The organism is Jiulongibacter sp. NS-SX5 (assembly GCF_052828545.1).
Window position 1 is genome coordinate 788745 of sequence record NZ_CM128248.1, and the last position, 24826, is coordinate 813570.

The window sequence follows — 24826 nt, forward strand, 5'->3', positions numbered from 1 at the left end:
ACCCAAATTTAGCCATTTATTGGCGAATGCTTTCTTTCCATGCCCGTTTTATAGTCTGATTTAAGTTTACTTATGAATTCATGAGGAACACTTATCTCAATTTTTTGGATATAAAACTTTTGCTGTTCTTCACCACTAACGAGTTCTTTAATCTTCACCCAATCTTTTTCGGTACAAACAATGGGTAAATCAGTTCTTTTGAAGTCTAAGTCTTTCAAAACAATGTTGGAATGGTCTAATAAGCTCTTTGACTCCATGATTTTATATTCCTTCTCCACCTGGTATACAAAACCAGAGTTGTCTGCAATAGCAGAGATTACATTTACCGCCGTATTTGCTTTCAGCACCTGCCCCTTACAATTTACCGGTGTTAAAGGATTGACAGAGGAATAATATATGGGAATGCTAGTCTTCAAATCATTGAAACTTTCAAACGCTCCTCTTGGAGTCTTGGTGAAAATGATTGAACTAGCTCTTTTATAACCGACTCTCAATTCTCTTAAACTACCTATAGGCATCAGAAAATCTCGATGAAATGGCCTTTTATAAGGAGAGAGCAAAATCAAATGATCGGGTTTAACGGCACGATGCTGAAAAACATCATCAAATAAAATAAGGTCAATATCATGTATATTTCTCTTGATGTAGCTTACAGCCCTAACCCTTTTTTCTGAAATTATAAAGGTGGCTTCATCTTGATGTTTATTGAATAGCATCAATACTTCATCACCTACTTCCTGTACACCGTGGTTCTCTTTGACGTGAATTAATCCTTTCGTTTTTCTACCATAACCTCTGCTAATCACGGCTATTTTATAACCGCTAAATTGCTGAATCAAATAAGAAATCATTGGTGTTTTTCCTGAACCACCAACCGAAAGATTACCTACGCCGATACTATACACGTGGGTGCTTGTGCTAGAAAATATGCCTGTATCAAACATCCAATTTCTTACCACAGTGGCTACACCATAGAGAATGGAAAGCGGCCACAATAATGGTTTTAAAAAAAAGAGCAATCTTGCAGTTATACTTTTCACCGAGAATGTCTGTAAAAGCGAGTTTCTGCAAACATACACTAAAATTTAAATTCGACGCCGGTACCTCAAGAGGGGTTCTGAGAGAACGTGATTCTTATTTTATAAAATTGGAAAGCGAGGGTTCTTTTGGCCTGGGTGAAATCTCTCCCTTGAAAGGTTTATCCATAGATTATGATCTGGATATACAAGCCAAAATCCAGCAAATTATGGAAGGTCTAAATTATCAAAGAGTACAAACAGGTCAGCTAGCTGAGTACCTGAAAGCCATTCCTCTCGACCAATATCCATCAATCAAGTTTGGCCTGGAGACTGCGTTACTTGATTTAAATAACGGCGGAAAGCGAAAGGTTTTCAACAATTCTTTCTTCAACAATCAGGAACCTATTGAGATGAATGGCCTAGTTTGGATGGGAAATGAAGCCTTCATGGCTGAGCAGATTGAAAAGAAACTTAAGGATGGTTATCAGACTATCAAAATGAAAATTGGTGCAATTGACTTTGAGACAGAATTCAAGTTATTAAAGTCAATTAGGTCTAATTTTTCTTCAAAAGAATTGACATTAAGAGTAGATGCCAATGGTGCCTTTTCATTAGATGAGGTGATGGGCAAACTTGAACAATTGAGCAAATTGGATATTCATTCGATAGAGCAACCCATTCAGCAAGGTCAATGGTCTGCTATGGCTGATCTATGTTCCAAAACTCCTGTCCCCATCGCATTAGATGAAGAATTAATCGGAATTCAACCTCACCAAATGGATGAACTTCTGGATACCATTAAACCACAATTTTTGATTTTTAAACCCACTCTTCTTGGAGGATTTTCTATTACAGATCAATGGATAGAAAAATGTCTGGAAAGGAATATCCAATGGTGGATGACTTCGGCTTTGGAGTCAAATATTGGCTTGAATGCTATTTGTCAATTCACGGCAGGCAAAAACAACAATTTACCTCAAGGACTGGGAACAGGACAGCTTTACCATAATAATATCCCTTCACCTCTGACAGTTAAAAATGGTCATATTCTATATGATCAAACTCAAAACTGGGATTTCAGTCAACTGACTTTTATAGACTAAACCCAGTCAATGCCTTTTTTTAGTAAACTGAGTGTTTCAGCCTCCTTTGAATCTTCTTCTGGCTGTTGATTATAATGCCATTGAGCCTGCAGAGGTAAACTCATTAAGATAGATTCTGTTCTGCCGCCGGTCATTAAACCGAATTTGGTGCCTCTATCCCAGACCAGATTAAACTCCACGTATCTTCCTCTTCGGATCATCTGCCACTCTTTTTCTTTTTCTCCAAATGGTAATTCAGCATTTTCAAGCATGAAATGGGTATAAATTTTGGCAAAGGAAGATCCTACCCCTTTTACAAACTCAAAAAGCTCTGACTTCGACTTCGACATGGTGTCTTCATTCAAATGGTCAAAGAAAATACCTCCAATCCCTCTCGTTTCATCCCTGTGACGGATAAAAAAGTAATCATCTGCCTGAGTTTTGAATTTAGGGTAGTAAGAAGAATCAAACTGGTCACATACTTTCTTCAATTCTTCATGAAACCATGCAGCCTGTTTTTTATCGATATAATGCGGAGTAAGATCTATACCACCGCCAAACCAATAGGTGCCATCAGACAACTCAAAATAGCGTACATTCATATGAATGATAGGCACCATAGGGCTTTGCGGATGCTGAACTATGGATACACCTGAAGCAAAAAAGTCAGCGTCATTCTCAATCTTCAACTGCTTTTTCATGTCCACTGAAGCCGGACCCATCACAGCTGAAAAGTTTACTCCTCCTTTTTCAATGATATTCCCCTGTTGGATCAGTCGTGTTCTACCGCCTCCACCGCTATGGTGTTGCCATAAATCCTCTTCAAATCTTGACTTTCCATCTGCTTGTTCTAAGGCTTGACAAATCTCATCTTGTAAGCTTTTGAAAAATGCTTCAATTTCCTCTTTGCCGGGCTCTACATTTATGCTCATGTGGCAAAATTAGAAATTTAGAGCCATCTTTTTGAGATCATAGAAAATACTTCTACTACTTTTGCCAAGCAGCCTTAAAGCTGGTAAAATCTATAGAATAATCACTATGTCTCTGTACCAAAAACTCATTAGAACGCACCTTCAAAGTCTTAAACCTTACAGCTCAGCCAGAGATGAGTATTCGGGCAAAGAAGGCGTTTTTCTCGATGCCAATGAAAATCCATACGGCTCTGTGGCAGGTGAGGATCTTAACAGGTATCCTGATCCCTATCAGTGGGAAATAAAATCAAAACTCGCTGAACTCAAAGGATGCCAACCTGAGCAAATTTTCCTTGGGAATGGTTCTGATGAGGCTATCGATCTATTGATAAAAGCTGTATGTGAGCCCAAGGTGGATAATATGGTGATTTTACCACCTACCTATGGTATGTATCAGGTATGTGCAGATATTCAGCAGGTGGAAGTCAGAAAAGCCAATCTTACTCTGAATTATCAACCTGATCTGACAGCCATTAAAGAACAAATAGATGGCCAGACCAAAATCATTTGGGTTTGTTCACCGAATAACCCAACTGGTAATCTTATCAAAGAAGAGTTAATTCTAGAAATTCTTCAGAGTTATCCTGAAGTTATTGTGGTCATTGATGAAGCATATATAGATTTTGCTAAGCAAGATTCGTTTATCACTAGGCTAAATGACTATGAAAACTTGGTGGTGATTCAGACTTTCTCTAAGGCTTGGGGAATGGCTGGTTTAAGAGTTGGAATGGGCTTTGGTCAAGTGGAGTTGATCGCCATGCTGAACAAGATCAAATACCCTTATAACCTAAACTTACAATCACAACGCATCATTTTAGAGGCTTTAAATAATGTTGATCTAAAAGATCAATATGTCAGCCAAATTCTTGTGCAAAGAGAATTACTGGCCAAAGAGCTTTCAAAGTTAGAAATCGTGAAGAAAATCCATTCTTCGGATTCAAATCAGCTCTTGGTTGAGTTTGAAAATGCCAAAGAAATCTTCAAGACCTTATTAGAGTCCAAAGTAATCGTTCGTGATCGATCAAATGTGGTGCTTTGTGATGACTGCCTGCGAATTAGTATTGGTACCGAGGTGGAGAATCAGAGGTTGATTGTGGAGCTTCAAAAGATTTAGAAGTCAAAATAGTCTTGCATTTCTTCAATTGTCCTTCGGCTACCTATAGTAGGCCCTCTATGATGCAATTCGAATCAGAGTAAGGACGCATAGTTCTGCGACCTTTTGACTGCCAAATTCCCTAAAATGAAAAAGCCTCTGAAGTTTTCCGAGGCTTCTGTGGTGGATACAGGTATCGAACCGAGACGCGTAGTTCTGCGACTTTTTGACTGCCCAAACCCTTTAAAAACGAAAAAGCCTCGGAATTCCTTCCGAGGCTATCGTGGAGGATACAGGAAACGATCCGGGACGCGTAGTTCTGCGACCTTTTGACTACCCAGTTCCCAAAATGAAAAAAGCCCCGGAATTTCTTCCGAGGCTTTTGTGGAGGATACAGGAATCGAACCTATAAATGAATAGGCCAATGCCGGTGTAAATAACGTTTTAGGCTTATTTAGAGCGATAATGCTTTGTCATTTTCTTGATTATTAGGTGTCATATGTCATTTTTCTGTCATTCCTGTATTATTCCTAGATTTGCCATCCCTTTTATTAGAATCTATATGTAATCCATATTTAACCACACAACCCCTGGCCGTGTAGCCGTGTCTCTGCCTATGGAGACAGTGTAGGGCAAGGCTAATTTTGATTAATCTGAAGAAATGTTCTGAGATTTTTTAAGCGACGCAGTTTTGTTTTGAAAACTTTCTAATTTCTCTTTCAGAAGACTTACTTGTTCCTCTAAGAGCTCTGTATACTTGGATGAATAGTCTGGCTTGTTATCTGGCATAAAGCGTAATTCCTCATCGTCCGAGGCTAAAAACAACCAGTCCGGATCTATTCTGTATTTGGTTAACAAAATGCCTATTGAATCTACAGTTAGCTTCTGATTCTTATTCAGAATCATCGATATTTTATTGGCCGAAACGCCTAACTCTTCTGCCATGATCTTTTGCTTACCATGAAAGAGTTTATCAATAATAACTTCTACTTTTTTTGCGGTCATTTATTTAGAATCCTTCTAAATTACCTTATAGGTTATTTATAATAACTGTATAGTTACAGAAATAACCATTTAGTGATTATGTTTGTAACAGTTAATACTACTCGGTAAAAGTAACGGGTAGAGCGACATTAAACAAAAGTATAAATACGCTAAATGATGGGTAAAACACCAGCAGAATACGACGTAGAGCATTGGAGAGGGGAATTTGAGAAACTGTATGAGAAGCTTCCTAAAAGGGGCTTGGCAAGGCAACTATCAAAGTTTGATGATTACTTCGGTACTACTGAGGGGTATTTCTCTGTAAAAAATGTGAGAAACGGAAAGGGTAGCATCAGTACTACTAAAAGAGTTGTAGCTGCCATGGAGAAACTCATTCAAAAGCGATCTGCAAACAAGAATCGAATTAACAGACAGAAACTACAATCAGTTAAATGACGAAGAAAATGAATGCACTTATCGGAATTGTGGCACTAGCAGGATTATCTATTGGTACAGCTTGGCTGATTAATAGATCTCGGGCAAAACGTACTAAATCTAGTTATCCACCTGAAAAGCTTTAAGCCATGACAAAGGTTACACTGATGCCTCAGGATGTAAAAAATATCAAATGCTGCTATGTAAACACGCTTTTGAATAATTGGCTTGAGATAGACCATAAAAATGTCACCACGGCCATTGGCAAAATGGAGATCGCAGTTTTGGTCTGTAACGATAAGCAATTTGATGTAAGCATTAGCAAAGAAGAGGCTTCAGCTCTTACTGCGATAATATCTTCGGGTAATGAGCATGTGGCTGATACAGATATGGCAATCGGTCATATGCTGGGAAACATTTTCGTGGATGAATACAAGGAAAATGTAGCTGTACAGAAAAAACTTCAATCGATTTATCAATCATGACCATAAAAGAAATCATAACGGCCGTTAGGGCTAAAGAAATTGATCTGGATGATCACCTTGAATATCGTACTCGTTTGGTAGACTGGGCTAGGAGCCTAGCTGCAATGGTTAAAAATGCTGAGCAAGACCAGGTAGAAAATTATGCAAAAGAGCTTGATGAAGCACTTCTACTTTTAATTGACCATGGCAATGCTACTGATGAAGAGATAGGTCAGATAAAGGATCTAGCCAAACGGTCCAGCTTTCAACTGTCTGATATACCAGAGAAGACGTTCGCTTAAACAAACCAAAAACATAAGAGCCCGGCAGCCTGACGGGTAAATAAGGGCAGCTTTGACGGCTGTGCAGGGCTCTTACACGCTTAACCTAAAAACCGAATGGAATACAACATCACGCCCCAATCAATTTTTGAACAAACCAACGGTGGGCTTGATATCATTGAACGCTATTACCCAGAGGCGGGCAAAATTGCTGAAAACGGGAAAGGGCTATTTAAGCTAAGGAGCGGAGAACGTACCGCAAGTGCTTCACTTAGAGCATACGATGGGGTCTATTGGGTAAAAGACTTTGGCAGTACTGATAAGGCGATGAATGCGGTAGACCTCATCATGAGCGAAGAAAGACTGGAGTTTAAAGAAGCCCTGAATTACATCGTAAGAGAATTTAACCTTGAAACCAAAGATAGCAGTAAAGAAAAGAGTGGTTACGACTATGAGAAGCTTGAGCCTGAAAGTGATGAAGTTGTAGGTACCATTGATTTCAATCCTAAAAAATTTGACAGAAAGACATTGCAAACAATTTTCTCAAATACAGTCTGGAATCGTCTCAAAGGCCTCAATAGAAAGCCTGATAAAAACGGACAACTAGAGCCTAAAAGTGATGATTTGGCTGAGAAAAACGCAATGGCTATCTGTAAACAGTATGGTCTGGTAAATTTGGAGTATTACACTCAGGTATCAGCTGACAAAAATAATAAAGGCAAAAGGGCTAAGCATAAGTTTAAAGCCAATGATCAATTCCCTATTTTAATGTGGGAAGCTGGCAAATGGCGTAAAATCTATAAGCCGAAGGAACGTAACAAGAAGTTCAGATTTGTCATTCAAGGCAATAAAACTCATGTGATGTTTGGGGCCTCTGAAGTTGAAAAAATGCTTCAGGAGCGAATAGATCAAGAGATGACCAGACGAAATCTTAGTTGGGGGTCAGAAGATGAAAAAGTTCAAAAGCAAGTACAAGAGATTGACCGTATGAAGCTTGATGAGATTATCATCTGCTCCGGTGGCTCTGATGCTCTAAATGTGGCTGCTTGCGGTTATCCTGTCATTTGGTTTGATAATGAAATGTTCAAACTGTCTTCTGAAGAATACAGCTGGCTTTTTGGTCATGCTCATCGCGTGTACTATCTACCTGACATTGATGACAGCGGCATAAAGGCAGCTGTGGAACTAGGTAAAGAGCATTTGAATATTGAACTGATTTTCTTGCCAAAAAGCCTTGGCCGTGAGTATGATTTGAGAGGAAATGCCTGTAAAGACGTTCGTGACTTCTTCCGTAAAAACTCACCTTCTGATTTCAAGAATCTGGTAGCTAAGGCAAAACCTATGAGGTTTTGGGATGCCAAGGTGAAGTTAGATAAAAAGGGGAACGAGGTAGTCAGTAAAGGTCGTACTCAGTGGACTTTTACACCTAACCAAGAGCTGATCATTAATTTTCTGTACCTGTGTGGGTACAGCGAATATGAGATAGAATCTGCCAAAAAAGGAGCCATGATCATCAAAGAAGTGGATGGCATCGTAAAGGCTGATATTGAGTTCAAGCATATCTATCGTGAAATCAAGAATTTTCTGGGCACAGACCCGGTAATGAGGCTTGTGAAGCATGGGTACATAGACCTTGTCAATGCATTCAACAGGTCACCGCAGTTTAACGAAAGCAGTATCATGCATAAACTGCCGCCACGTTTTATTGACTTCACAGCCTGGGGTAAGCGTTATCAATATCTTTTTTTAGAGAATCAGGCATGGAAAATATTCTCTGATCGTGTAGAGGACACAAAAATCACAGATGCGGGTATAAAAGTGTGGGAAAATGATGTTCTGCCCTACCGTGTCAAATTAGAAGATCCCGATTTTATCATTACCCAAAACAGTGAAGGTTTAATGGATATTGATATCAAGAGTTCAGATAATATGTATTTGAATTTCCTGATTCAAACCAGTAGGATCCACTGGCAAGAAGAACTAGAAGTCCAGTTAGATGCCATCGATTTTGAGGACCCAAATGCAGTTACTTCATCAGGGAAAAAGGTGTCTCAACTCGGGGTTAAGTCTAAAGATGAATACCGCGAAAAGTATCTTTTTGCTATAGATGGACCACTATTAAGTGCTGATCATGTGCGTGAGCAAAAGTTAGTGTTGATCAGTAAGCTGGTTTGTATGGGTTACCTCCTACATGGCTATAAGGATAAGGCTGATGCTTATTGTCCGTGGGTGACAGATCATAACGGGGAGCAGGTAACAGAAGAAGCTCAGAGCTACGGAGGTACTGGAAAGACGATCTATTTTGACTTTTTACAGCTATTTATGAAAACACATCAGCTGGATGGTCAAGACCGAAAACTGATGGAAGATAAGCACATTCTTGAAGGCGTGAATAAGCACACCAGAATGGTTTATGTAGATGATGCCGGCAAGTATCTTCAGTTTGAAATGTTCTTTGCATGGGTTACATCATTCATGAAGGTCAATCCGAAGGGTACAGCAGCTTATACCTTGCCTTTTCCTGAATCTCCTAAGCTAGCTATTAGTAGTAATCTGCCGCCAAAGAAGAATGATCCATCTACTCGCCGTAGAATGTGGTTTTTGACTTTCAGTAGCTATTACCACAAAAACGCCAACGGTGAATTTAGAGAAGAGAGGGCTCCGAAGGATGAATTTAAGTGTACTCTCTTTGGTGATGATTTCCCGAAAGAACAGTGGGGTAAATCAATAAATCTGGCTGCCAGAAGTATTCAGTATTGGCTACGATTTGGCAAAATCAACAGTATCGAGGACACAATTTTAAGGAATATGCTTATACAGAAGATGACACTAAACTTTAAAAGCTGGGCTGATGAGATTTTCCATCCTGATAATAACCGTCTGAACACTGAGGTTCAAAGAAGTCCACTTTATCAGCTTTATCTGAAGGTAAATAGTTACAAGCTTTCTCCACAGGGCTTTATGGACAGGTTAGCAGCGTGGTGTGAGTATAACGGCTTTGTGCTCAATCCTACCAAAATGAGAGGGAAAGATGGCCGTATCATGCGACATGTAGAAAAAGAAGAGTTACGCGGTAATTCTATAGTTCTGATAGAAGTACCAGGAAAGCCAGGCATGTATGAGAAGGGCACCCGAGAGGTGATTTACATAGATACTAAGGGAGTTGGACCTTTTGAGCCTATGTCTCCAGACACTAGCAATCACGGAGAGAATACGAAAATAGAAGGTGTAAATGATGAAGAAATCAAATTTGGAGATGGTCAAGACCTCGATTTTTGATTTTGACTAGCTCACTTAACAGAATGTACTGTAAGACTGTAAAAGTGTAATGGATAATTCAAGAAGAATATGGTTTTGGCGAGAGAATGGAACTCAAGGTAGCGTCATCCTCAAGCCACAAATATCAAAGACTATGGAAACAGTAACAAAAACACAACCGGTGCTTTTGGTGAATAAGAAAGGCGAGGTTTATGAGAACATTGAAGGCGATACTTTCAGAAATCTGAGTACGCTGAAAGAAGGCCAGCTTACCAGAGCAAAAGCACAGAAAAATCTAAAGCTACCTGTCAAGCTAAACATGATGGTAGACAAGAACCCTGCCCTACTGACTCTACTCCGAGAGTTTGGGACTTCCGTAGTCATGGGTCAAGAGCCGTGAGTCTTCCATTCGACAGGCTCAGGGTTAACTCCCTCGGACTGACAAGCAGGACAAAAGACAGATTCAAAATTTACAACCGTATAAACATAACCGTTAGAAGCAATGAAAGAAGAATATAAGTCAAAAGCTATGCAGCTCATGGAGCAAATGAATGAGCTGAAAGTAACCAAAATAGCAATGTTGGATGATGCAGGAAAGCCGCTGATTGTGCTTCGTGGAAGGCCTGATCATATCGTAAATCTGATCGCCAACTGCATGGCTAATAATGAGCAGGTGGCTCACTATTTCAAAGCGGCCGTGCTTGCTTACCAGAATGGACCAAAACCTATCAGAGACCGTGAAACGCAAACACTACTAACATTCATGGGAATTGAGTTTCAGACTTGGGCAGAAGATTTCTTTCATCCAAGAAATGGTAAACTGAATGTCAAGCTGCCATTGATGGCTCTGGTTGACTTTTATAATTCTTTTGACAATCACCAGGTAAAGCTAAATCCACAAAAAATGACCAAAAAACTAGCCGCATGGTGTGTGTACATGCGATATGAGTTTTGTCCGGAGAAACACTGTAATGAGGGGATGAATATCATCGAGTATCGCCCTCCGATGCATTTTACTAATGAGGGAGATCTTGAGCTTAAAGATCAAATGGCTGGAAAAGTCAAAACCCGTCTTATCTACATCAATGGCAACCGTGAAGAGGTGAAAACAAGCAAGATCGTTGGTCTTAACGGTTCGCCCATTATTCAGAATTAATCAATTTTTTAATCAAACCAATTTTCAACATGTTCAAGAGCAAATTATCTCTAAAAATTGCCGCCATTTTTCTAATGGCTTCATTAAGCTCCTGCGGCTTTTACCGCCAGTATGAACGAGAGCAGGGTGAGCAGGATGCCGAGAGTAAAGGGAAGCAAATACTGCTGGAAGCAGAATCTTCAAAGAAAGCGATGATAGAAGAGGCCAAAGCTGCTAACGAGTCAGCCACCCTTCAGGCAGAGGCAAAAGTGAAAATCGCCAAGGCTGAGGCACAGGCAGAAATAGAGCGGGCAAAAGGTGTAGCTGAGGCCAATAAAATCATTGGCGAATCGCTCAAAGGCAATTCTGAATACTTGAAATACCTAATGATTCAAGGATTACAGGATGGAAAAGGTGACCGGGTTTACATTCCTACCGAAGCCGGCCTTCCGATTCTGGAAGCAAAATAAATTTCTCAACCAATTCAATTTTCAAATATGAACAGACAGCAAAGTTTTAACCCTACCAAGTTCCATCAGCTTCTATCACAGGTAACCTCTGAGGAATTGCTGAAAGATCAGGAAAAAGCCTACAAAGGCAATAAGGCGGCAGGTGTTCGGGTACGGAAAGCGATGTTAACAGTCAAGCAACTGGCACAAGAGACCAGACAGGAAATGACAGACATCAAGAAAAACCTTCCTGTAACCAAAGGCTGAATATCATGCGGTTCAAAGTGTTGCAGGCTTAGACAAAGAGTCTGCAACACCAAAGGGTGTGACCTCTACAATGAGTGACTTTAATCGAAATATAGGACAAAGACTTTATCAGTATCGGACAGCTGCAGGCTTTTCTCAAGAAGACTTTGCGGCCGCTCTGAATGTCAATATTTCTACCTATAAAAACTATGAAAGCCACAAAGTACGTCTGCCCTTAGAAACCGCTGCAGCAGCTGCTGAGATTTTAGGAGTATCAATTGATAAAATAGTAAAAGGAGACATGAAAATCGAAACTCAAATAAAGGATCTGAAAGAATCTGTTTCTGAGGAAATCAAGAGGGTTGAAAACGAAAAGAAACCAAAGAATATGGTTTTTGATCGGGTACAGCTTGAACGTGTGAGATCTGCCTGCGATACACTGGAACGCTGTTTAGATCGGAAAAATAAATAATCATCAAAAAGGTAGTTAACATGAAATATGTACTAATCCTCGGTCATAATCTGACCGACAAAAATAAGCTTCAGACAGAAATCAAATACCTGTTTGAGAAGAATGAACGCAAAGTGTTTGAAACTGAACGTGCATGCAAAGCACTGGTGAATCATATATCGATTGTGGCTCATGAGAAGCATCCCAGATGCAAGCCCATTACTCTTGAATTATGGAAGCCCGGAAGTAGGAACGATCTACATCTCTGTAGAGGACTTGGTTTGGATGTCCGCTTCTATGAATTAGCAGAACGAAACGAAAGTGTCTCCACCAAACCAGACACTTGTGCTGAAGAAGAATATTTTATCAGAACTGAGGGCTATTCAGGAAATAGTCTGATATGGTGGCGACCAAATTCTCAGGGTTACACGAGTGACTTAAAAAAAGCTGGTAAATATTCTAAAGAGGAAGCAGAAAGTATTTGCAGAGGTAGGGGTACCGAGCTGGCTTATAAATCAAGTAAAGTCTTAGGCCTTCCTAATGGACTTTTTACCACAGTGCATGCTGATTACCTGCGTAAGGATGATGCTGATATTGATTTTAGACCTCACCTTTTAGCAGAAAAGGAGGTGAGTGATGAGTAATCCAATCATTGTAATTGCAGGACCTGCCAGATGTGGTAAATCATTCTTGGTAGATATGTTGACCCAAGGAAGTAAAAAGTATCACTTGAATGCTTTGGATAGCCACCATTTTGACAAGGCTTGGAAATATGGAGGGTTAAGCCATGATGATGATTATATCTATTTAGATGACTTATCAAAGAAGACTCTGGATTTGATATATAACGATCTGCAAAGCGACCAAATAAAGGTACATGATAAAGGAAAAGCTGCCCTTATGATGAAGAGGCCGCCGATCATCATCACCACTGAGTTAATGCCTAAGGAGTTTATAAACCTCAAAGATGCTGTCATTTTCAGAGCGGGGCTTCATCGGAAATTCATTGAACGTCAGAAGCTTGAATTCAGGACTTATGAATTTGACAAAAAGGAGGTGAAAGATGGCCAGTAAGCACGATAAAATGCTCAGGCAGCTGAAGGAGATAGAACTAAAAGCCAAAGCAGAGAGCCAAGCTTTACTGAAAGAGAATTATCCCGAGTTTGAGAGCTTGGTGAGTGTTGGGATAAGTCTACATGGAGTCGAGCCAAAGAATATGCCTAAAGATTCTGATGAATACTTGAACTCTCGGAACATATATTTTAAGTCTTACCCTTTTCAGGATTATGATATGGTTTCTATGTATTCAAAAAGCTACGAAAAGAAGAAGCCATGAAAGCATTAGCCACCTTTTATCTGACAACCACTCTGGTCTACATGATCATATTTATTGTGAGACTAATAGGGAACTTCAGAAAGCCAATTACCGACACTGAGCACGCCGAAGGTTCGGGTATCGACTGGGAATTGCTTAATGATTCGCCTTTCGAGAAATGTGAAGGATGCAAAACGATGCTCCTTGAATTTGATAAAAAACAGGGGTTTTGCTCCACATGCGGGCAACCCCATAACCTTAACTAAGATGAAATTTAACGCGAAAGAATTTCTAAGCCGAACACCCGCAGGAAGGAGTCTATCTGAACTTATTGCATCGAAAGATACCAATGGAATTATCAAGATGATGGATGATTTTGGTTCAGATTTATTGCATCATTATGTAAATGAAAATTCAGAATACAGGCATCGGCCGACAGAGTATTTCAACAGATCGGAATCAAGGCCTAAAATGATTCTGGGTCCTGCTCTGTCTGGAAAAACAAGACTCTCTGAAACCATGGCTCAGGAGTACTCACCAGAAACTGTGATACGAATCAACGGTAGGGAGATAAAACCTTACCCAATGCTTTTGGAACCTAATCTTAGAATATGCGAGACCTACACCAGGCTGATCATATTTGATGATATGCCAGAGGCCAATTTTCATCAGCTCTGGCCTTTAGTTGCAGAGCAGTTTTTGCACATCAACAAAATGCAAAAACCGCCTTTTAAGCTGACATGCGATATGATTTTCATTTTTGACGAAAGTGTCAAAAAGGAGAAGATACCGAAAACATTACTTAACAGGTTTGAGGTGATAGACCTCAATAATTTCTTCTCAAAAAGTGGCGGCTACAGAACCGTTAAAAACCATTAACAAGTAAAACGATGAATTTTAAACCAATTTTATATAGTACCGATATGGTGCAGGCTTTACAAGAAGGCCGAAAAACCATGACCCGTAGAACTCAGGGGCTGGAAGAAATCAATAGAGCTCCAGATAAATATGAAGTGGTTACTCTCAATATCGGAGAATACCTTTTCTCAACAGATAGTGGTGGATTGCGGCCAGAGGTGACTATCAAAGCCAAATACCAGAAAGGCGACATTATTTGGGTTAGGGAGAGTTTTACTGTGATGGGTCATACCACCAAGCATTTCGCGTACAAGGCTGATCTTGTTAAGCAAGGATGGGATTTTAAATGGAAGCCGTCTATTCACATGCCGAAAGCTGCTGCACGAATCTTTAAGAAAGTGACGAATGTGAGAGTGGAGCGACTGCAGCAGATTTCTCAGGAAGATTGTATAAGAGAAGGCATCAAACAAGAACAATTTCCTCCAATGTGGGAAGATAGTTTCTACTTCTACCCATGCAATGATTCCAGAGATCGTACATATTCAGATTCAGCGAAGGTTTCATTTTACTCTCTTTGGAGGTCTATTAATGGGCAAAATAGTTGGGATTTAAACCCATGGGTATTTGTGTATGAGTTTGAGGTCCTCGACTCCGCTCGGACTGACATTGCTAAAGCTAAATATTTGAAGTGATGAATTTTTCAAGAACAGATATTTTGGAAGAAATAGCGACGAAAGGCCGTGAAATGCGTGAGGCTCAGGTGGCCTATTTTATCTGTAAGGAAAGTTGATCCTCAAGCATCAATGCCTATAAGTATGAGATTATTTGAATAATACTAGTTACAGCTTAGCTTATGGTACAAAGGATCATTCAGTGTATTCCGAATCACTCTCGGTAGGATCTTTAAGAACAATTGAATAATTGTCAATAAAGACTTTTACCGCTAGATCATATCTATGTGATTTTTGCAAATAAATGATACAAATACACATTGTAATAAGCCATAATACAAAGGATGATATATATATCAATAGATCATCTCTGAACAGAGGAATTGTAAAAGAAAGTGAAATAACACCAAATAGAACAGCAAGGAGCATATACCGATTGGCTTGATATGTTAAAACAGAAAGACCATTAGGATACTCTATGGCCTCCTTAACTATCTGGATAATTTTAGCCCTTTCTTTCTCAGACCTTCTTGATAAACGTTGGCTCGCATTTCTATAAGTTTTATCAATGAAATCCTTAATGAAGGAACTAAATACATTCAGCAAAACTCCTAAGAAAATTGAACTTAGCCACCATTCAATGCTCGTTAAATTGTCAGTTATTTGATCCATATGAAAAAAGTTTTAAACTTTAAAACGTCCTAATTGCTATAATAAAATGCTTGTCTTTTGTTTTTCCCTTGTGCTACTAATTATATGAAAATGAATGTAAAAAATAAAAAGTCCCTGCCAGCTATGACGGCAGGGATTCTTTTTTAATTTTCAATCAGTTCATTAAGGTAATCATCGTCTGCTGGCCCCTTGGAAATAGTGGTAAACTGGCCAATAAGAATACACAAAGCATGAGCTGAGCCAGCCTGCTGCATATCCATATAAATCTGCTTTAACTTGGCTTTCTCTTGTTCAGACAATGGACCATACAATTTTTGATGCGGAGTGGACTTAATAACCTCATTTTTGGCTTTCTCAAACCGGGATTGATAATCATTGATTTGGCGAAGGCCACTTTCATGGTCAAGAATTCCCTGAAAGTAGGATCCCGTTTTGGGTCCATGCGGTTCATCTGACAGTCCGGGAAAGTTCACAAAGTCTTCATAAAGAAGACCAGATGTGTAATTTTTGACATTTTCCATGTTTAAATTATTTATGTTTATTTGATTCACGCCGAAGGTCTGCATAATCCGCCTTTTCAGAAAGGACAGCTATTTGAGGCCTTCAGAGGCACTTTTCAAAGGTAGAGGAATGAAAATATATTCAGGGGGCAAAGTTTATCAGAGGCATTTCGCTTTATGTATTTGCAGCCACTGAAGCCCCAACCCATGGTCAGAGTCCAGGTCTACCACCACCCTACCCCTATTATTTATTTCAAGTTTTGCCATGTAAGGCAAGAGCTCCAGGTAGTTTGATGGAGTCACCGAACCGTAGCTTTTCCGGAGTATTGCCATCACACGGTCAATTTGCCTGGTATGAAGGTTTATACATAATGGTCTCAGCCGGCCTTTATGTAACTGTGCCAGCCTCCCTTTAATCTCTACACAGTTTTCTACTATGTAGATACGCTGATGCCCCAGACTCCTGAATGATATGTAGGCCTTAAACAGCCGGATTCTCTTATGCATTACGCAAAAGTATTATAGCATGCCCTTGATCAATGCCATTCGTTTTAGCTTGCCCCTCCCATTATTAGTTTTATACAATATTCCAATTCAGCCCATAATGGCTGAATTACCTTTTGGACTTCCTTTGATTTCAGCTGCTTTCCTCCTTACCTCCTTTTTGTTATTAAATTCATAGAATTTTTGTAAGACTGTAAGGGAGAGCGGCAAAATATTGCGAATTGTCTGTACTATAGATAGTTATGATTCTTACAGAATCCTTTTTCTTTTGTAATAATTCTGTCTTTATTACAGAAAACTGTAATAACAGTAGGCTGACCAACTTGCAAAAGAGAGGACTTGCAGCTTATTACAAAAAAAAGAGGTGCCCTTACAGAAATACATTCTTGGTAAGTATCTGACTCTCAATCATTCATACAGTATTACAGAATTACACCAAATTTCGAGTGAAGTCGCTAGTGAAAAAATCTCATCATGGTTTCTATAAAATGACTTTCATTGAATGGCGACTATTTTGAGAATCAGCTGAAAAGAATAGCATCTTGAAATTTTACCAAATGCAGAGAAAAAAAATCGAATCAATAGGACTTCCGTACCAAGTACTATATCTAGTGGCAGGATAAACCTGCGAAATGACAGTAATTTTGTAATATTGTAAAACACTGAAACTAGTCTATGAGCCTTAATCGTACTATTGAAATTCCGCTTCCTAAAGTAGTTCACTCTTATTTTTCCCATCCATGTAACCTGGGTAGTAATCCCAAAATTGAAAAGCGACACTGGTTGGGTAAGCACTTTTTAAGCATTATGAGTTATTTGCCGCTTTCAGAGACAGATCTGCCACTGAAAGAAATTGAAAAGAGTGTGGATGATTACGAGATATTTGAGTTTGAGATTACATTCCCTGTCAAATTTAGTTTTATCACCGGTCATCATATATGGGCTTTAACAGCTTGTATGGAGAGCATTTTTGAGATTAGCCTTATGAACTTCTGTAGAGGTCGATTTTATTTTGCTCCAAACTACCATGCCGCAATTGATGATTTTTTTAAGAGATATGATCTGATGGATATTGATGTAGATCGAGATTACTTCAGAAGGTTCGTAAATAAAAAGTACGGGCCAGTGATAAATGAGGAGCTGAAACAAATAGAACTTACCAAATCAAAAAATCTTTCTGAACAGCTAAGGTCTGCACTTAAAACTGCTTAAATATCAGTAAATTATACTATTCGAATAAAGAATGGACTGAAAGTCTGACTTTAGCCCTGAAATAAGAAACTTTTGCCCTAAATCAGAAAACTTTTAACCTAAGAGAGGAAGAGTTACAGACTTCTACCCTAAGGCATTTGAATAGGTTTGCGGATATTAGCGTAAATGAATGATTATCAGCAAAATAGCAACTTGCCAGCCATAAAGAAGCTGGTGATCGTTTCTGATGAAAACTTTGGGCAGGAAGATGCATACGTTAGACGTATATACTTCGCTTCTAAGATGTGCAGCATCACCTATACACAGGACGTATCTGGCAATGGCATCTTATATATTGGATCCATTGCGGCGTCTTTGCCCAGGCTCAATCCTGATTTTCAAAATTTCGTTTTACAGAATGCAGAAAAGCAATGGGTATGTCTTGCAGAAGATTTTAATGGCTTTACTCATATAATAGGTACAGCTGGTACTGGTTGTCGGATGAGCTATTCTGGAAGTTCAGGACCCAACAATGGCTATGAAATTCAGTTTATTGGCTCAAACCCAGAGCCTTTTCAAATCAAAAAAGCACAAGTGATGGATTGTTTGAGAGAACATGCTGTGGTAGATCATCGTAAAGCTGCCGAGGTCGATTTTTATATGACTGCATTAACTTATGTAGAGAACGAATTCACTCTTTATGATGCTGAAGGAGATATAATTGACCTTACCGGATCTTCCTTCTACTTGGTAATATTCTTCGGATCTCGAGAAATAGAAAGGTACAGTTCTGAAGATAGAGTGGAAGGCGACGATGGAGAAAATCAATTTTTGATTCCGGCTGACTTAGTTATCTCAGAAGATAAAACTAAAATAAGCCTTTCCAGAAATATCACTACTTCAAGAGGAAACTACACTTACGAATTATGGCAAATAGACGCTGCTGGAAAACGTCAAAATGTAATGAAAGGCCTTTGGGTCTTAGAATAACTAAAAAGCTTAAAAGAATACTCATTATGACTTTAAAGAAGATTGGAATTGAAGTAAAAAGTAGTCCAGGTAGTCAAGGAGAAACAGGTCCTGAAGGACATTTAGATCAAGGAAAGGTTAAATTTTACTGGGATGTTTATGAGACCTATACTGAAGGGGATATAGTGAGTTTTTACAATGGTAATGTTCATCGTCATAATTCTGAATACGACATTATACATGGTGGATTATTTATTTGCCAAGTAGCTTCCAGTCAAGGAAATGCCCCTGTTAGTGCTTCTAATCAATATCATACTGATTGGAAAATCATACACCGATTAAATTTGCCGGTAGTAACTCAGGAAGAACACACGGTTATTGTATCTGGTGATATTACTCACATTTTAGCAGGCTGTGAAGTCATAATTATACCAAAAAATGCGGTATCGTCTGAGGATAAGTTCACGCTGAAAATGGGAGGAGAGACTGGTGTTGGTTTAAGTCAGCATGACCTTCCAAAAAAGCTTACTATCATAAACGGAAATGATAAGGGTTTCGAAATGATCAATACCAGTAACCCTGCTATCCAATGGCCAGGACATTTCTTTGAAAGCCTTGATATAAATGATTTACAACTTGGTCAAGCTACTGGTATTGAAATCGAGGGCGGTCTTGGTATTTATGACTTTATCAAAAAGAAAGGGGAAGCGTCAGATAATTATGGTGAGTACATTATTATCAAGAGAGATAGTCCCATAGATAAACCTGTTTATTCTTCTTATAATCTTCAGGTAACTCAGAGTAGTGGGCAGATGACAAAGGACACCAATATGATAATCGTAACTCATGATGGAAGTCCTCAAATCAATATTAAACTTCCAGAGGTAGACGGCTCTAGCAATTACAAAGCAACTCCATTATCATTTAAGCTATATATGAGGCCATCAGGATTTGGCGGTGGGTATCAGGTGAACATTGTGGATCATCTAAATAATCACAAAACAGCCATTGTAATGGATGAATATGGCGACTTCAGAGGTTCTGGATTGGGTTATACTACAAGATTAAATGAAGCTGGAATTTACCAATTTATAAAAGGACAAGACTTAGACGATTGGTATATTATTCAAGAAAGAGCTTACTAAAAAAAAACAGTATTTTTTGACCTAACCTATGTTAGGTGGTATACGCTAATTCGTACCGAGCCAAATAGGTACGAATGGATATCCAAAACTTTTCTTCTGTTGATTTCTGGGCGTTGCGTGAGACTACTTTCCGTAGCCTCGGCAATGCTGCTTTGGGCTTTACCAAAAGTGATTTTGCCATTCGTGAGCCTCAGGATAGAATTGTTTTGCCAGCCAATGCCATTAAACATGGCGAAAAGAGCTCAGCAAAGCCTGGCCCAAAGGGTTTTATTGCCGTGGTTACTCTTGATGAAATTGTCACCAGATATTCTACTTATTGGACTTTTGGTTCAGAAATAATCGCTTCATGGATTACAGAACTGGCAAATGATGAGGAGATCGCCGCTTTGGTGATTAAATCTGACTGCTATGGTGGCGATGCCAACGGTATTGAGCTGGTAGAAACTGCTCTCAAATACTGTAAGAGCAAAAAGCCGGTGGTTTCTCATGTGGCCAATGCCTACTCAGGCGGTATATGGATAATCGCTCACTCCTCTCATATCATGATGGAAAGTAAGACCATTAGTGGCATTGGCTCTATTGGTGTTTACAGTAGCCACATAGACTATGTGGATTATCTCAAAGAACACGGTATTGCCTGGGAGATGATCAGGGCAAAAGGTTCAGAAAACAAAGCCCTGAACAATATGATAGAGAAGCTTTCTGATGATGCCCGGGCTAAAATAATTGAACGTGTTACCAAGATCAGAGGTGCTTTTGTGAAAACAGTGAAGGCTGGCCGTAAAGGCGTGGATGACTCTGTTTTTGATGGCTCAGAATTTAACGGTGAAGATGCTATAAAAGTGGGCTTGGCAGACTCAATCGGCCTTTTAGGTGATGCGATTGAGCTAGCAAATAGCCTCGCAAAATGATTTTGACTTTGTACAAACTTTAATAATCGATTATGAAAAAGAATGTGAAACCGGTAGCCGCAGCTCTTGCAAGTCTGAAGGCTTTTTGGTCTTCTGACACTTCTACGACTTCGACAGGCTCAACTACCGAAGATCCTGAAAATGGTGAAGGTGCAGAAACTAAGGCAACTACCGAAGATCCTGAAAACGGTGAAGGTGCAGAAGCCAAGAAAACTACTGAAGATTCTGAAAATGGTGAAAGTACAGAAGCTAAGGCAGCTACCGAAGATCCTGAAAATGGAGAGGGGGCAGAAGCTAAGGCAACTACAGAAGATTCTGAAAACGGAGAAGGTGCAGAAGCGAAAGCCGCAACCAAAAAATCAAATATCAAAACAGCACCTGAGCCTGAAATGGTGACGATGCCAAAAGCTGATTTTGAGGTGATCAGCAAAGCCGCTCAGCAGTGGGAAGCTAACGAAGCTCGCTTTAACACTTTGGTAAACTGGGAAGCTTCAATGAAAGGTGCCGGAGCAAGCATTAAACAAGGAGATGCCTCTAATAATTCTGGAAAGCCAGAAAGAGTAAGCAGAACCACTGCTCGTGCTCAGGAAATCTATAATAAGCGGGTTAACCGCAACAGAAAAAGCAAGGACTAGTCGGTCGATTACTGACTTGAATTGATACACAAATTATGTTAAATCTTAAATTCTAAAAACAATGGCAGAATCATTTAGCCTTGCGGAAGTGTCGGCCGACCTTCAAGACTACGCCTTAGATCATCAGGAGTATATCATCGATGAGATATTCCAGATTGGTTTTGGTGGTGTTGAGAACTCTCCGATAGTACCGCTTGACTCTTACGTTAACATCTTGCCTGCTGATGGTGAAGTGGTGTTATCTGACCTGGTAACTGGAGACCCGTTACAACCGGGTGAAAAGGATGCATTTAATGCTAAGGCATATGCTACCTACAAAACACAAAAGGCAAAGCCTGAACCGATTAAGGTCGATTTGCTATTCTCAAACACGAGAATGAGAAGCTTGTACAATACGTACATGGCAAAAGTGAAAGGTGCTAAGTTTAATCCTGAGGAAATGCCGTTTGAACAATGGCTATTAAGCAGGTTAAATAAGGATGTACAGAAGTATATGCGTTTGGCATTCTGGAATGCCGTGAGTAACCCTGGAGGTACCAGCTCGGCTGACCTTTTTGACGGTATTGTGGAATTGATTACTGACACGATCGCGAATGATCTTGCAGCTATCAATGTAACCGATTTGGAAGTGAAGCTTTCTGAACTGACCGTTGACAACTGTGTGCCAACATTTGAGAAAATGTTAAATGGTTTAGATGCGGCTTTTGCCTATGGAGAGGATGCTGTTTGCGTTTTGCCTAAGAACTTATACGATTTGTATAATGCGAGTTACCGAAAACTTCACGGAACGTTGAACTATAACGAAGGTTATGCAAAACGTACTATGGACGGTTCTTCTATTGAAATGATCATAGAGGAAGGAATCACAACATTCAGCAGACCAATTATTACTACGCGTGATAATCTGGTAATGTTATATAATGGTGATAATGCTCAAGTTGAGTTTGATTACCAAAAGCGTGATCGTTCACTGGCCTATGTGTTAGACTTTGAGGCGGGTGCCGGTGCTTGTGCGACTGAGCGTATTTATGTAGGAGCGTGGACGCCTGAAGCGTAGTCTTCCCTTCGACTATGCTCAAGGTAATGTAGCTCAGCTAACGAAAACTTGACTGACTTTACTCTGGCAAGCCCGGGTAAAGTCAGCTTTTAAAACTTTTAACGAGAAAAAACAAAATGGTAAATTTTGCATCAATAAGAGCAAATTCTTCTCAGAAGGCGAACCCAGGTGGTTTGTTAAAACTTGCCAAAATGTCTGCTCATATGTTTACGGCGGAATGGCCCGCAGAGGCTGATGTAGTAGATGGTGAAGTTACAGGCTTGCCGTCTGCAAAGCTCCCTGTAGATACCGAATGGCCGATCTATGCTGTACCGAAAGACACTGTTGATTTCAGGTTCAGCAATGTAGGACAGAAAGACGGTTATACCAATTGGTCCCACGCTTTGGAGTATGATATGGCTAACTTAACCAAAGAACTTGTTGTGGAGATCCAAAAGGATGTAAACAACGGAGCTGTTTATATTGGTAAAGCAAGAGATGGTCAGTGGTATGTGATTGGCAATTCCGACAATCCTATTTTTCCTATGCACTCAGGTGGAACTGGAAAATTAGGAAGCGATAAGCGTGGTACAGTGGTAACAGCTGAAGAGGAAGGTTACATGTTCCCAATGTTGCCATTAGCTCCTGCTGTAGTAGCTGATATTACGTTTGAGGCGTTTGCCTAAAACAGACAAAATCACCTACATAAAGTAAGTGTGAAATGAAAAAATTTATTCTAAAACCTGAGGTCAAAAGAGGAAGTCAGCGTTTCTGTCCCGAAGTGGGTCATGTGACGCTGACTGATTCTATGTCTGATGAACTGGCAGAAAAATTTGTGAATGCCGGTATCGAATTGTTTGACCTCGCATCCGATACTAATAATGGCGAAACAGAATCAAACAGCCAAGAAGGAAGAAACTCCGACAACGGAAGCACAAATGGCGGAGCTGAAAGCTCAGGTGGAAACCTTGACCTCGGAGAAGGAAACTCTGGAAGAGGAGAAAACGACTCTAACGAATCAAGTGGAAACGCTGACCACGGAGAAGGAAACTCTGGAAGAGGAGAAAACGACTCTAACGAGTCAAGTGGAAACGCTGACCACGGAGAAGGAAACTCTGGAGAGCAAACTTCAGGAGCAAGCTCAGGAAGCTCCCAAAAAACCAAAGGAGAAGCTGAAACCATTTCAGATACAACTTCTGAAGGAACAAAAAGAAAGAAAAGACGCGGCCCAAAAACGAGCTGAAAATCGTGACAAAGTCGTAGGTAGCTCTGTATGGGGCGAACAGCGAGTAAAAAGCTAGGCTTCGACAGGCTCAGCCACTAGTAAGGTAATTATGAAAAGCCTCTGAGGAATCAGGGGCTTTTTTGTGTTTAAACGCAGGAGAATTGCGTAAGTTTGTAATGCAGTTAATTACCAAGTTTTAAATTCGACAGGCTATGCCGAAGATCTTGTGATCGGTGGTAGGCAAGGGGTTGCGAGTACCCCTTCTTAGCCTGTCTTGGTTGATTAACTGCAAGGACCTACCCCGAACACTCCCATGGAAATATCACGGCCTTCAGAAATTCCTGCCTTTACTGACCATCTTCGATTATTCGCAGATCCTTATCAGATACAGCTGGCAATTACCACTTACAGGGAGCAAATTACCGTACCTGATCATCAACTTTATCCCTTGGAGTACATTGAGGCTCTTGACTACCTTGAGGTCATTGATAAATTTGAGAATTTACTGAATTATGAGCTTAACGAAGATTCAACTGGCGATTGCGAAGGAAAGGCTGACAATACACTTCAAGAGGGGAAAAATCGACGAGGAAACGTACCAGGCAGAGCTGGAGAAACTACAAGAGAGGACAGAAAATGAGGTTGAGGAAGATTTAAGACAGAAGACGCAAGACAAAAGACAAGAAACAATTGTTAGTCCGAGCGGAGCAGAAAACAGTCAATCACATTCACTCTCAGCCCAGATCTTGATTGAGACTTTGGATGCAGAGTTGGCAGAGATTGATGCCGAAAAAGCATCTTTGAGTAATTCGCTTCAAGGAATTCCTCAAACAAAAAATGCCAAGGATGTGGTAGATCATATTTTAGCTAAACGGGAAGAATGGAAGCAAAAGAAGGATGAACTACTATATGTTAAGAAACATGGCCACTTGCCTGATGCTTTGACAGGATCTGCGACCAATGGTGAGTTTGTGCAAGACGAGTTTATGAAGAGTTTGCCTGATGACAAGTACGAGCTTGACCGTATGATGAGGAACCTGAAGAGTAACCTGAGCCCCAGTAAGTGGCCGGCCAGAGCTGCTAAAGCGAAGACAGAGGCCAAAAGAGTTGAGCTATTGCAAAATATCGCTCATGGGAAGCTAAAGCTGGATGCTATTGAGCAAAAATTGAGAGGTATGTAATCTCCCTTCGGCTCCGCTCAGGGTAAACTTCTCTGCTCGTAAAGACAGTTTGATCTCACAGACCAAAGACTTTAGTTTTGACAGCCATAGTTTGAAATCACCTCGGTTATACCGGGGTGTTTTTTTTGCCCTATTGTGAATACAT

The 24826-nt window shown here is 40.0% G+C and carries 32 protein-coding genes; 26 read left to right on the top strand and 6 right to left on the bottom strand.

Annotated elements, in window-relative coordinates; genetic code table 11:
* Positions 1-8: 8 nt before the first annotated feature.
* Positions 9-1019, bottom strand: coding sequence for a tetraacyldisaccharide 4'-kinase (gene lpxK, locus ACUXV0_RS03450; protein WP_446191666.1), 1011 nt, complete (start codon positions 1017-1019; stop codon positions 9-11).
* A gap of 2 nt (positions 1020-1021) precedes the next feature.
* On the opposite strand from lpxK, the gene ACUXV0_RS03455 reads away from it, so the two are divergent.
* Positions 1022-2122, top strand: coding sequence for an o-succinylbenzoate synthase (locus ACUXV0_RS03455; RefSeq protein ID WP_446191667.1), 1101 nt, complete (start codon positions 1022-1024; stop codon positions 2120-2122).
* Here ACUXV0_RS03455 and hemF read toward each other — a convergent pair.
* A complete protein-coding gene (gene hemF, locus ACUXV0_RS03460; protein WP_446191668.1) occupies positions 2119-3033 on the bottom strand; it encodes an oxygen-dependent coproporphyrinogen oxidase in 915 nt (304 codons plus the stop codon). The genes ACUXV0_RS03455 and hemF overlap by 4 nt on opposite strands.
* A gap of 106 nt (positions 3034-3139) precedes the next feature.
* On the opposite strand from hemF, the gene hisC reads away from it, so the two are divergent.
* Positions 3140-4186, top strand: coding sequence for a histidinol-phosphate transaminase (gene hisC / locus ACUXV0_RS03465; RefSeq protein ID WP_446191669.1), 1047 nt, complete (start codon positions 3140-3142; stop codon positions 4184-4186).
* Between the two features lie 627 nt (positions 4187-4813).
* Here hisC and ACUXV0_RS03470 read toward each other — a convergent pair.
* Positions 4814-5170 carry a hypothetical protein gene (locus tag ACUXV0_RS03470; RefSeq protein WP_446191670.1) on the bottom strand — a complete coding sequence of 119 codons (357 nt, stop codon included), beginning with the start codon at positions 5168-5170 and terminating at the stop codon, positions 4814-4816.
* A 153-nt stretch (positions 5171-5323) separates the two neighbouring features.
* On the opposite strand from ACUXV0_RS03470, the gene ACUXV0_RS03475 reads away from it, so the two are divergent.
* The 15 genes from ACUXV0_RS03475 (at position 5324) to ACUXV0_RS03545 (ending at position 14733) form a co-directional block, all read left to right on the top strand.
* On the top strand, positions 5324-5605 hold the full coding sequence (locus ACUXV0_RS03475) for a hypothetical protein (protein ID WP_446191671.1): 282 nt from the start codon (positions 5324-5326) through the stop codon (positions 5603-5605).
* 128 nt (positions 5606-5733) lie between these two features.
* Entirely contained in the window at positions 5734-6069 is a 336-nt protein-coding gene (locus tag ACUXV0_RS03480; RefSeq protein ID WP_446191672.1) for a hypothetical protein, read from the top strand.
* Positions 6066-6350: a hypothetical protein gene (locus ACUXV0_RS03485; RefSeq protein ID WP_446191673.1), complete on the top strand. Its 285-nt coding sequence runs from the start codon at positions 6066-6068 to the stop codon at positions 6348-6350. Before ACUXV0_RS03480 ends, ACUXV0_RS03485 begins: the two co-directional genes overlap by 4 nt.
* 96 nt (positions 6351-6446) lie before the next feature.
* Positions 6447-9608 (top strand): primase-helicase family protein, encoded by a 3162-nt coding sequence (locus tag ACUXV0_RS03490; protein ID WP_446191674.1) that lies wholly within the window; start codon positions 6447-6449, stop codon positions 9606-9608.
* 133 nt (positions 9609-9741) lie between these two features.
* Positions 9742-9987: a hypothetical protein gene (locus ACUXV0_RS03495; protein WP_446191675.1), complete on the top strand. Its 246-nt coding sequence runs from the start codon at positions 9742-9744 to the stop codon at positions 9985-9987.
* Positions 9988-10089: 102 nt separating this feature from the next.
* Positions 10090-10743 carry a hypothetical protein gene (locus ACUXV0_RS03500; RefSeq protein WP_446191676.1) on the top strand — a complete coding sequence of 218 codons (654 nt, stop codon included), beginning with the start codon at positions 10090-10092 and terminating at the stop codon, positions 10741-10743.
* 29 nt (positions 10744-10772) lie between these two features.
* Positions 10773-11192 (top strand): hypothetical protein, encoded by a 420-nt coding sequence (locus tag ACUXV0_RS03505; protein WP_446191677.1) that lies wholly within the window; start codon positions 10773-10775, stop codon positions 11190-11192.
* A gap of 27 nt (positions 11193-11219) precedes the next feature.
* Entirely contained in the window at positions 11220-11438 is a 219-nt protein-coding gene (locus ACUXV0_RS03510) for a histone H1 (RefSeq protein ID WP_446191678.1), read from the top strand.
* A 70-nt stretch (positions 11439-11508) separates the two neighbouring features.
* Positions 11509-11889, top strand: a complete 381-nt coding sequence (locus ACUXV0_RS03515; RefSeq protein ID WP_446191679.1) for a helix-turn-helix domain-containing protein — start codon at positions 11509-11511, stop codon at positions 11887-11889.
* 20 nt (positions 11890-11909) lie between these two features.
* On the top strand, positions 11910-12512 hold the full coding sequence (locus ACUXV0_RS03520) for a hypothetical protein (protein ID WP_446191680.1): 603 nt from the start codon (positions 11910-11912) through the stop codon (positions 12510-12512).
* Positions 12505-12942, top strand: coding sequence for a hypothetical protein (locus ACUXV0_RS03525; protein ID WP_446191681.1), 438 nt, complete (start codon positions 12505-12507; stop codon positions 12940-12942). The genes ACUXV0_RS03520 and ACUXV0_RS03525 overlap by 8 nt, the downstream gene beginning before the upstream one ends.
* A complete protein-coding gene (locus tag ACUXV0_RS03530) occupies positions 12932-13204 on the top strand; it encodes a hypothetical protein (protein WP_446191682.1) in 273 nt (90 codons plus the stop codon). The genes ACUXV0_RS03525 and ACUXV0_RS03530 overlap by 11 nt, the downstream gene beginning before the upstream one ends.
* Entirely contained in the window at positions 13201-13449 is a 249-nt protein-coding gene (locus ACUXV0_RS03535; protein ID WP_446191683.1) for a hypothetical protein, read from the top strand. The genes ACUXV0_RS03530 and ACUXV0_RS03535 overlap by 4 nt, the downstream gene beginning before the upstream one ends.
* Position 13450: 1 nt before the next feature.
* Positions 13451-14062, top strand: a complete 612-nt coding sequence (locus ACUXV0_RS03540; RefSeq protein ID WP_446191684.1) for a hypothetical protein — start codon at positions 13451-13453, stop codon at positions 14060-14062.
* Between the two features lie 11 nt (positions 14063-14073).
* Positions 14074-14733, top strand: a complete 660-nt coding sequence (locus tag ACUXV0_RS03545) for a hypothetical protein (RefSeq protein WP_446191685.1) — start codon at positions 14074-14076, stop codon at positions 14731-14733.
* 174 nt (positions 14734-14907) lie between these two features.
* On the opposite strand, the gene ACUXV0_RS03550 is transcribed toward ACUXV0_RS03545, so the two are convergent.
* The 3 genes from ACUXV0_RS03550 to ACUXV0_RS03560 all read right to left on the bottom strand — a co-directional run bounded on the left by ACUXV0_RS03550 (position 14908) and on the right by ACUXV0_RS03560 (position 16391).
* Positions 14908-15384, bottom strand: coding sequence for a hypothetical protein (locus ACUXV0_RS03550; RefSeq protein WP_446191686.1), 477 nt, complete (start codon positions 15382-15384; stop codon positions 14908-14910).
* Positions 15385-15527: 143 nt separating this feature from the next.
* Positions 15528-15905: a hypothetical protein gene (locus tag ACUXV0_RS03555; RefSeq protein WP_446191687.1), complete on the bottom strand. Its 378-nt coding sequence runs from the start codon at positions 15903-15905 to the stop codon at positions 15528-15530.
* Positions 15906-16043: 138 nt separating this feature from the next.
* Positions 16044-16391, bottom strand: coding sequence for a hypothetical protein (locus ACUXV0_RS03560; RefSeq protein ID WP_446191688.1), 348 nt, complete (start codon positions 16389-16391; stop codon positions 16044-16046).
* A gap of 672 nt (positions 16392-17063) precedes the next feature.
* Between ACUXV0_RS03560 and ACUXV0_RS03565 the strand changes: the two genes are divergently transcribed.
* The 9 genes from ACUXV0_RS03565 to ACUXV0_RS03605 all read left to right on the top strand — a co-directional run bounded on the left by ACUXV0_RS03565 (position 17064) and on the right by ACUXV0_RS03605 (position 24681).
* Complete coding sequence (locus ACUXV0_RS03565; protein WP_446191689.1) at positions 17064-17600, top strand: hypothetical protein; 537 nt, start codon at positions 17064-17066, stop codon at positions 17598-17600.
* Between the two features lie 165 nt (positions 17601-17765).
* The gene (locus tag ACUXV0_RS03570) at positions 17766-18569 is read left to right on the top strand and encodes a hypothetical protein (RefSeq protein WP_446191690.1); all 804 of its coding nucleotides are present in this window, start codon (positions 17766-17768) and stop codon (positions 18567-18569) included.
* Between the two features lie 26 nt (positions 18570-18595).
* Positions 18596-19693 carry a hypothetical protein gene (locus ACUXV0_RS03575; RefSeq protein WP_446191691.1) on the top strand — a complete coding sequence of 366 codons (1098 nt, stop codon included), beginning with the start codon at positions 18596-18598 and terminating at the stop codon, positions 19691-19693.
* Between the two features lie 74 nt (positions 19694-19767).
* Complete coding sequence (locus tag ACUXV0_RS03580) at positions 19768-20604, top strand: S49 family peptidase (RefSeq protein ID WP_446191692.1); 837 nt, start codon at positions 19768-19770, stop codon at positions 20602-20604.
* Positions 20605-20636: 32 nt separating this feature from the next.
* On the top strand, positions 20637-21239 hold the full coding sequence (locus ACUXV0_RS03585; protein ID WP_446191693.1) for a hypothetical protein: 603 nt from the start codon (positions 20637-20639) through the stop codon (positions 21237-21239).
* Positions 21240-21300: 61 nt separating this feature from the next.
* On the top strand, positions 21301-22296 hold the full coding sequence (locus ACUXV0_RS03590) for a hypothetical protein (RefSeq protein WP_446191694.1): 996 nt from the start codon (positions 21301-21303) through the stop codon (positions 22294-22296).
* 116 nt (positions 22297-22412) lie between these two features.
* Positions 22413-22961 (top strand): hypothetical protein, encoded by a 549-nt coding sequence (locus ACUXV0_RS03595; RefSeq protein WP_446191695.1) that lies wholly within the window; start codon positions 22413-22415, stop codon positions 22959-22961.
* 35 nt (positions 22962-22996) lie between these two features.
* A complete protein-coding gene (locus ACUXV0_RS03600) occupies positions 22997-23518 on the top strand; it encodes a hypothetical protein (protein ID WP_446191696.1) in 522 nt (173 codons plus the stop codon).
* A gap of 494 nt (positions 23519-24012) precedes the next feature.
* Entirely contained in the window at positions 24013-24681 is a 669-nt protein-coding gene (locus ACUXV0_RS03605) for a hypothetical protein (protein ID WP_446191697.1), read from the top strand.
* The last annotated feature ends 145 nt before the right edge of the window (positions 24682-24826 follow it).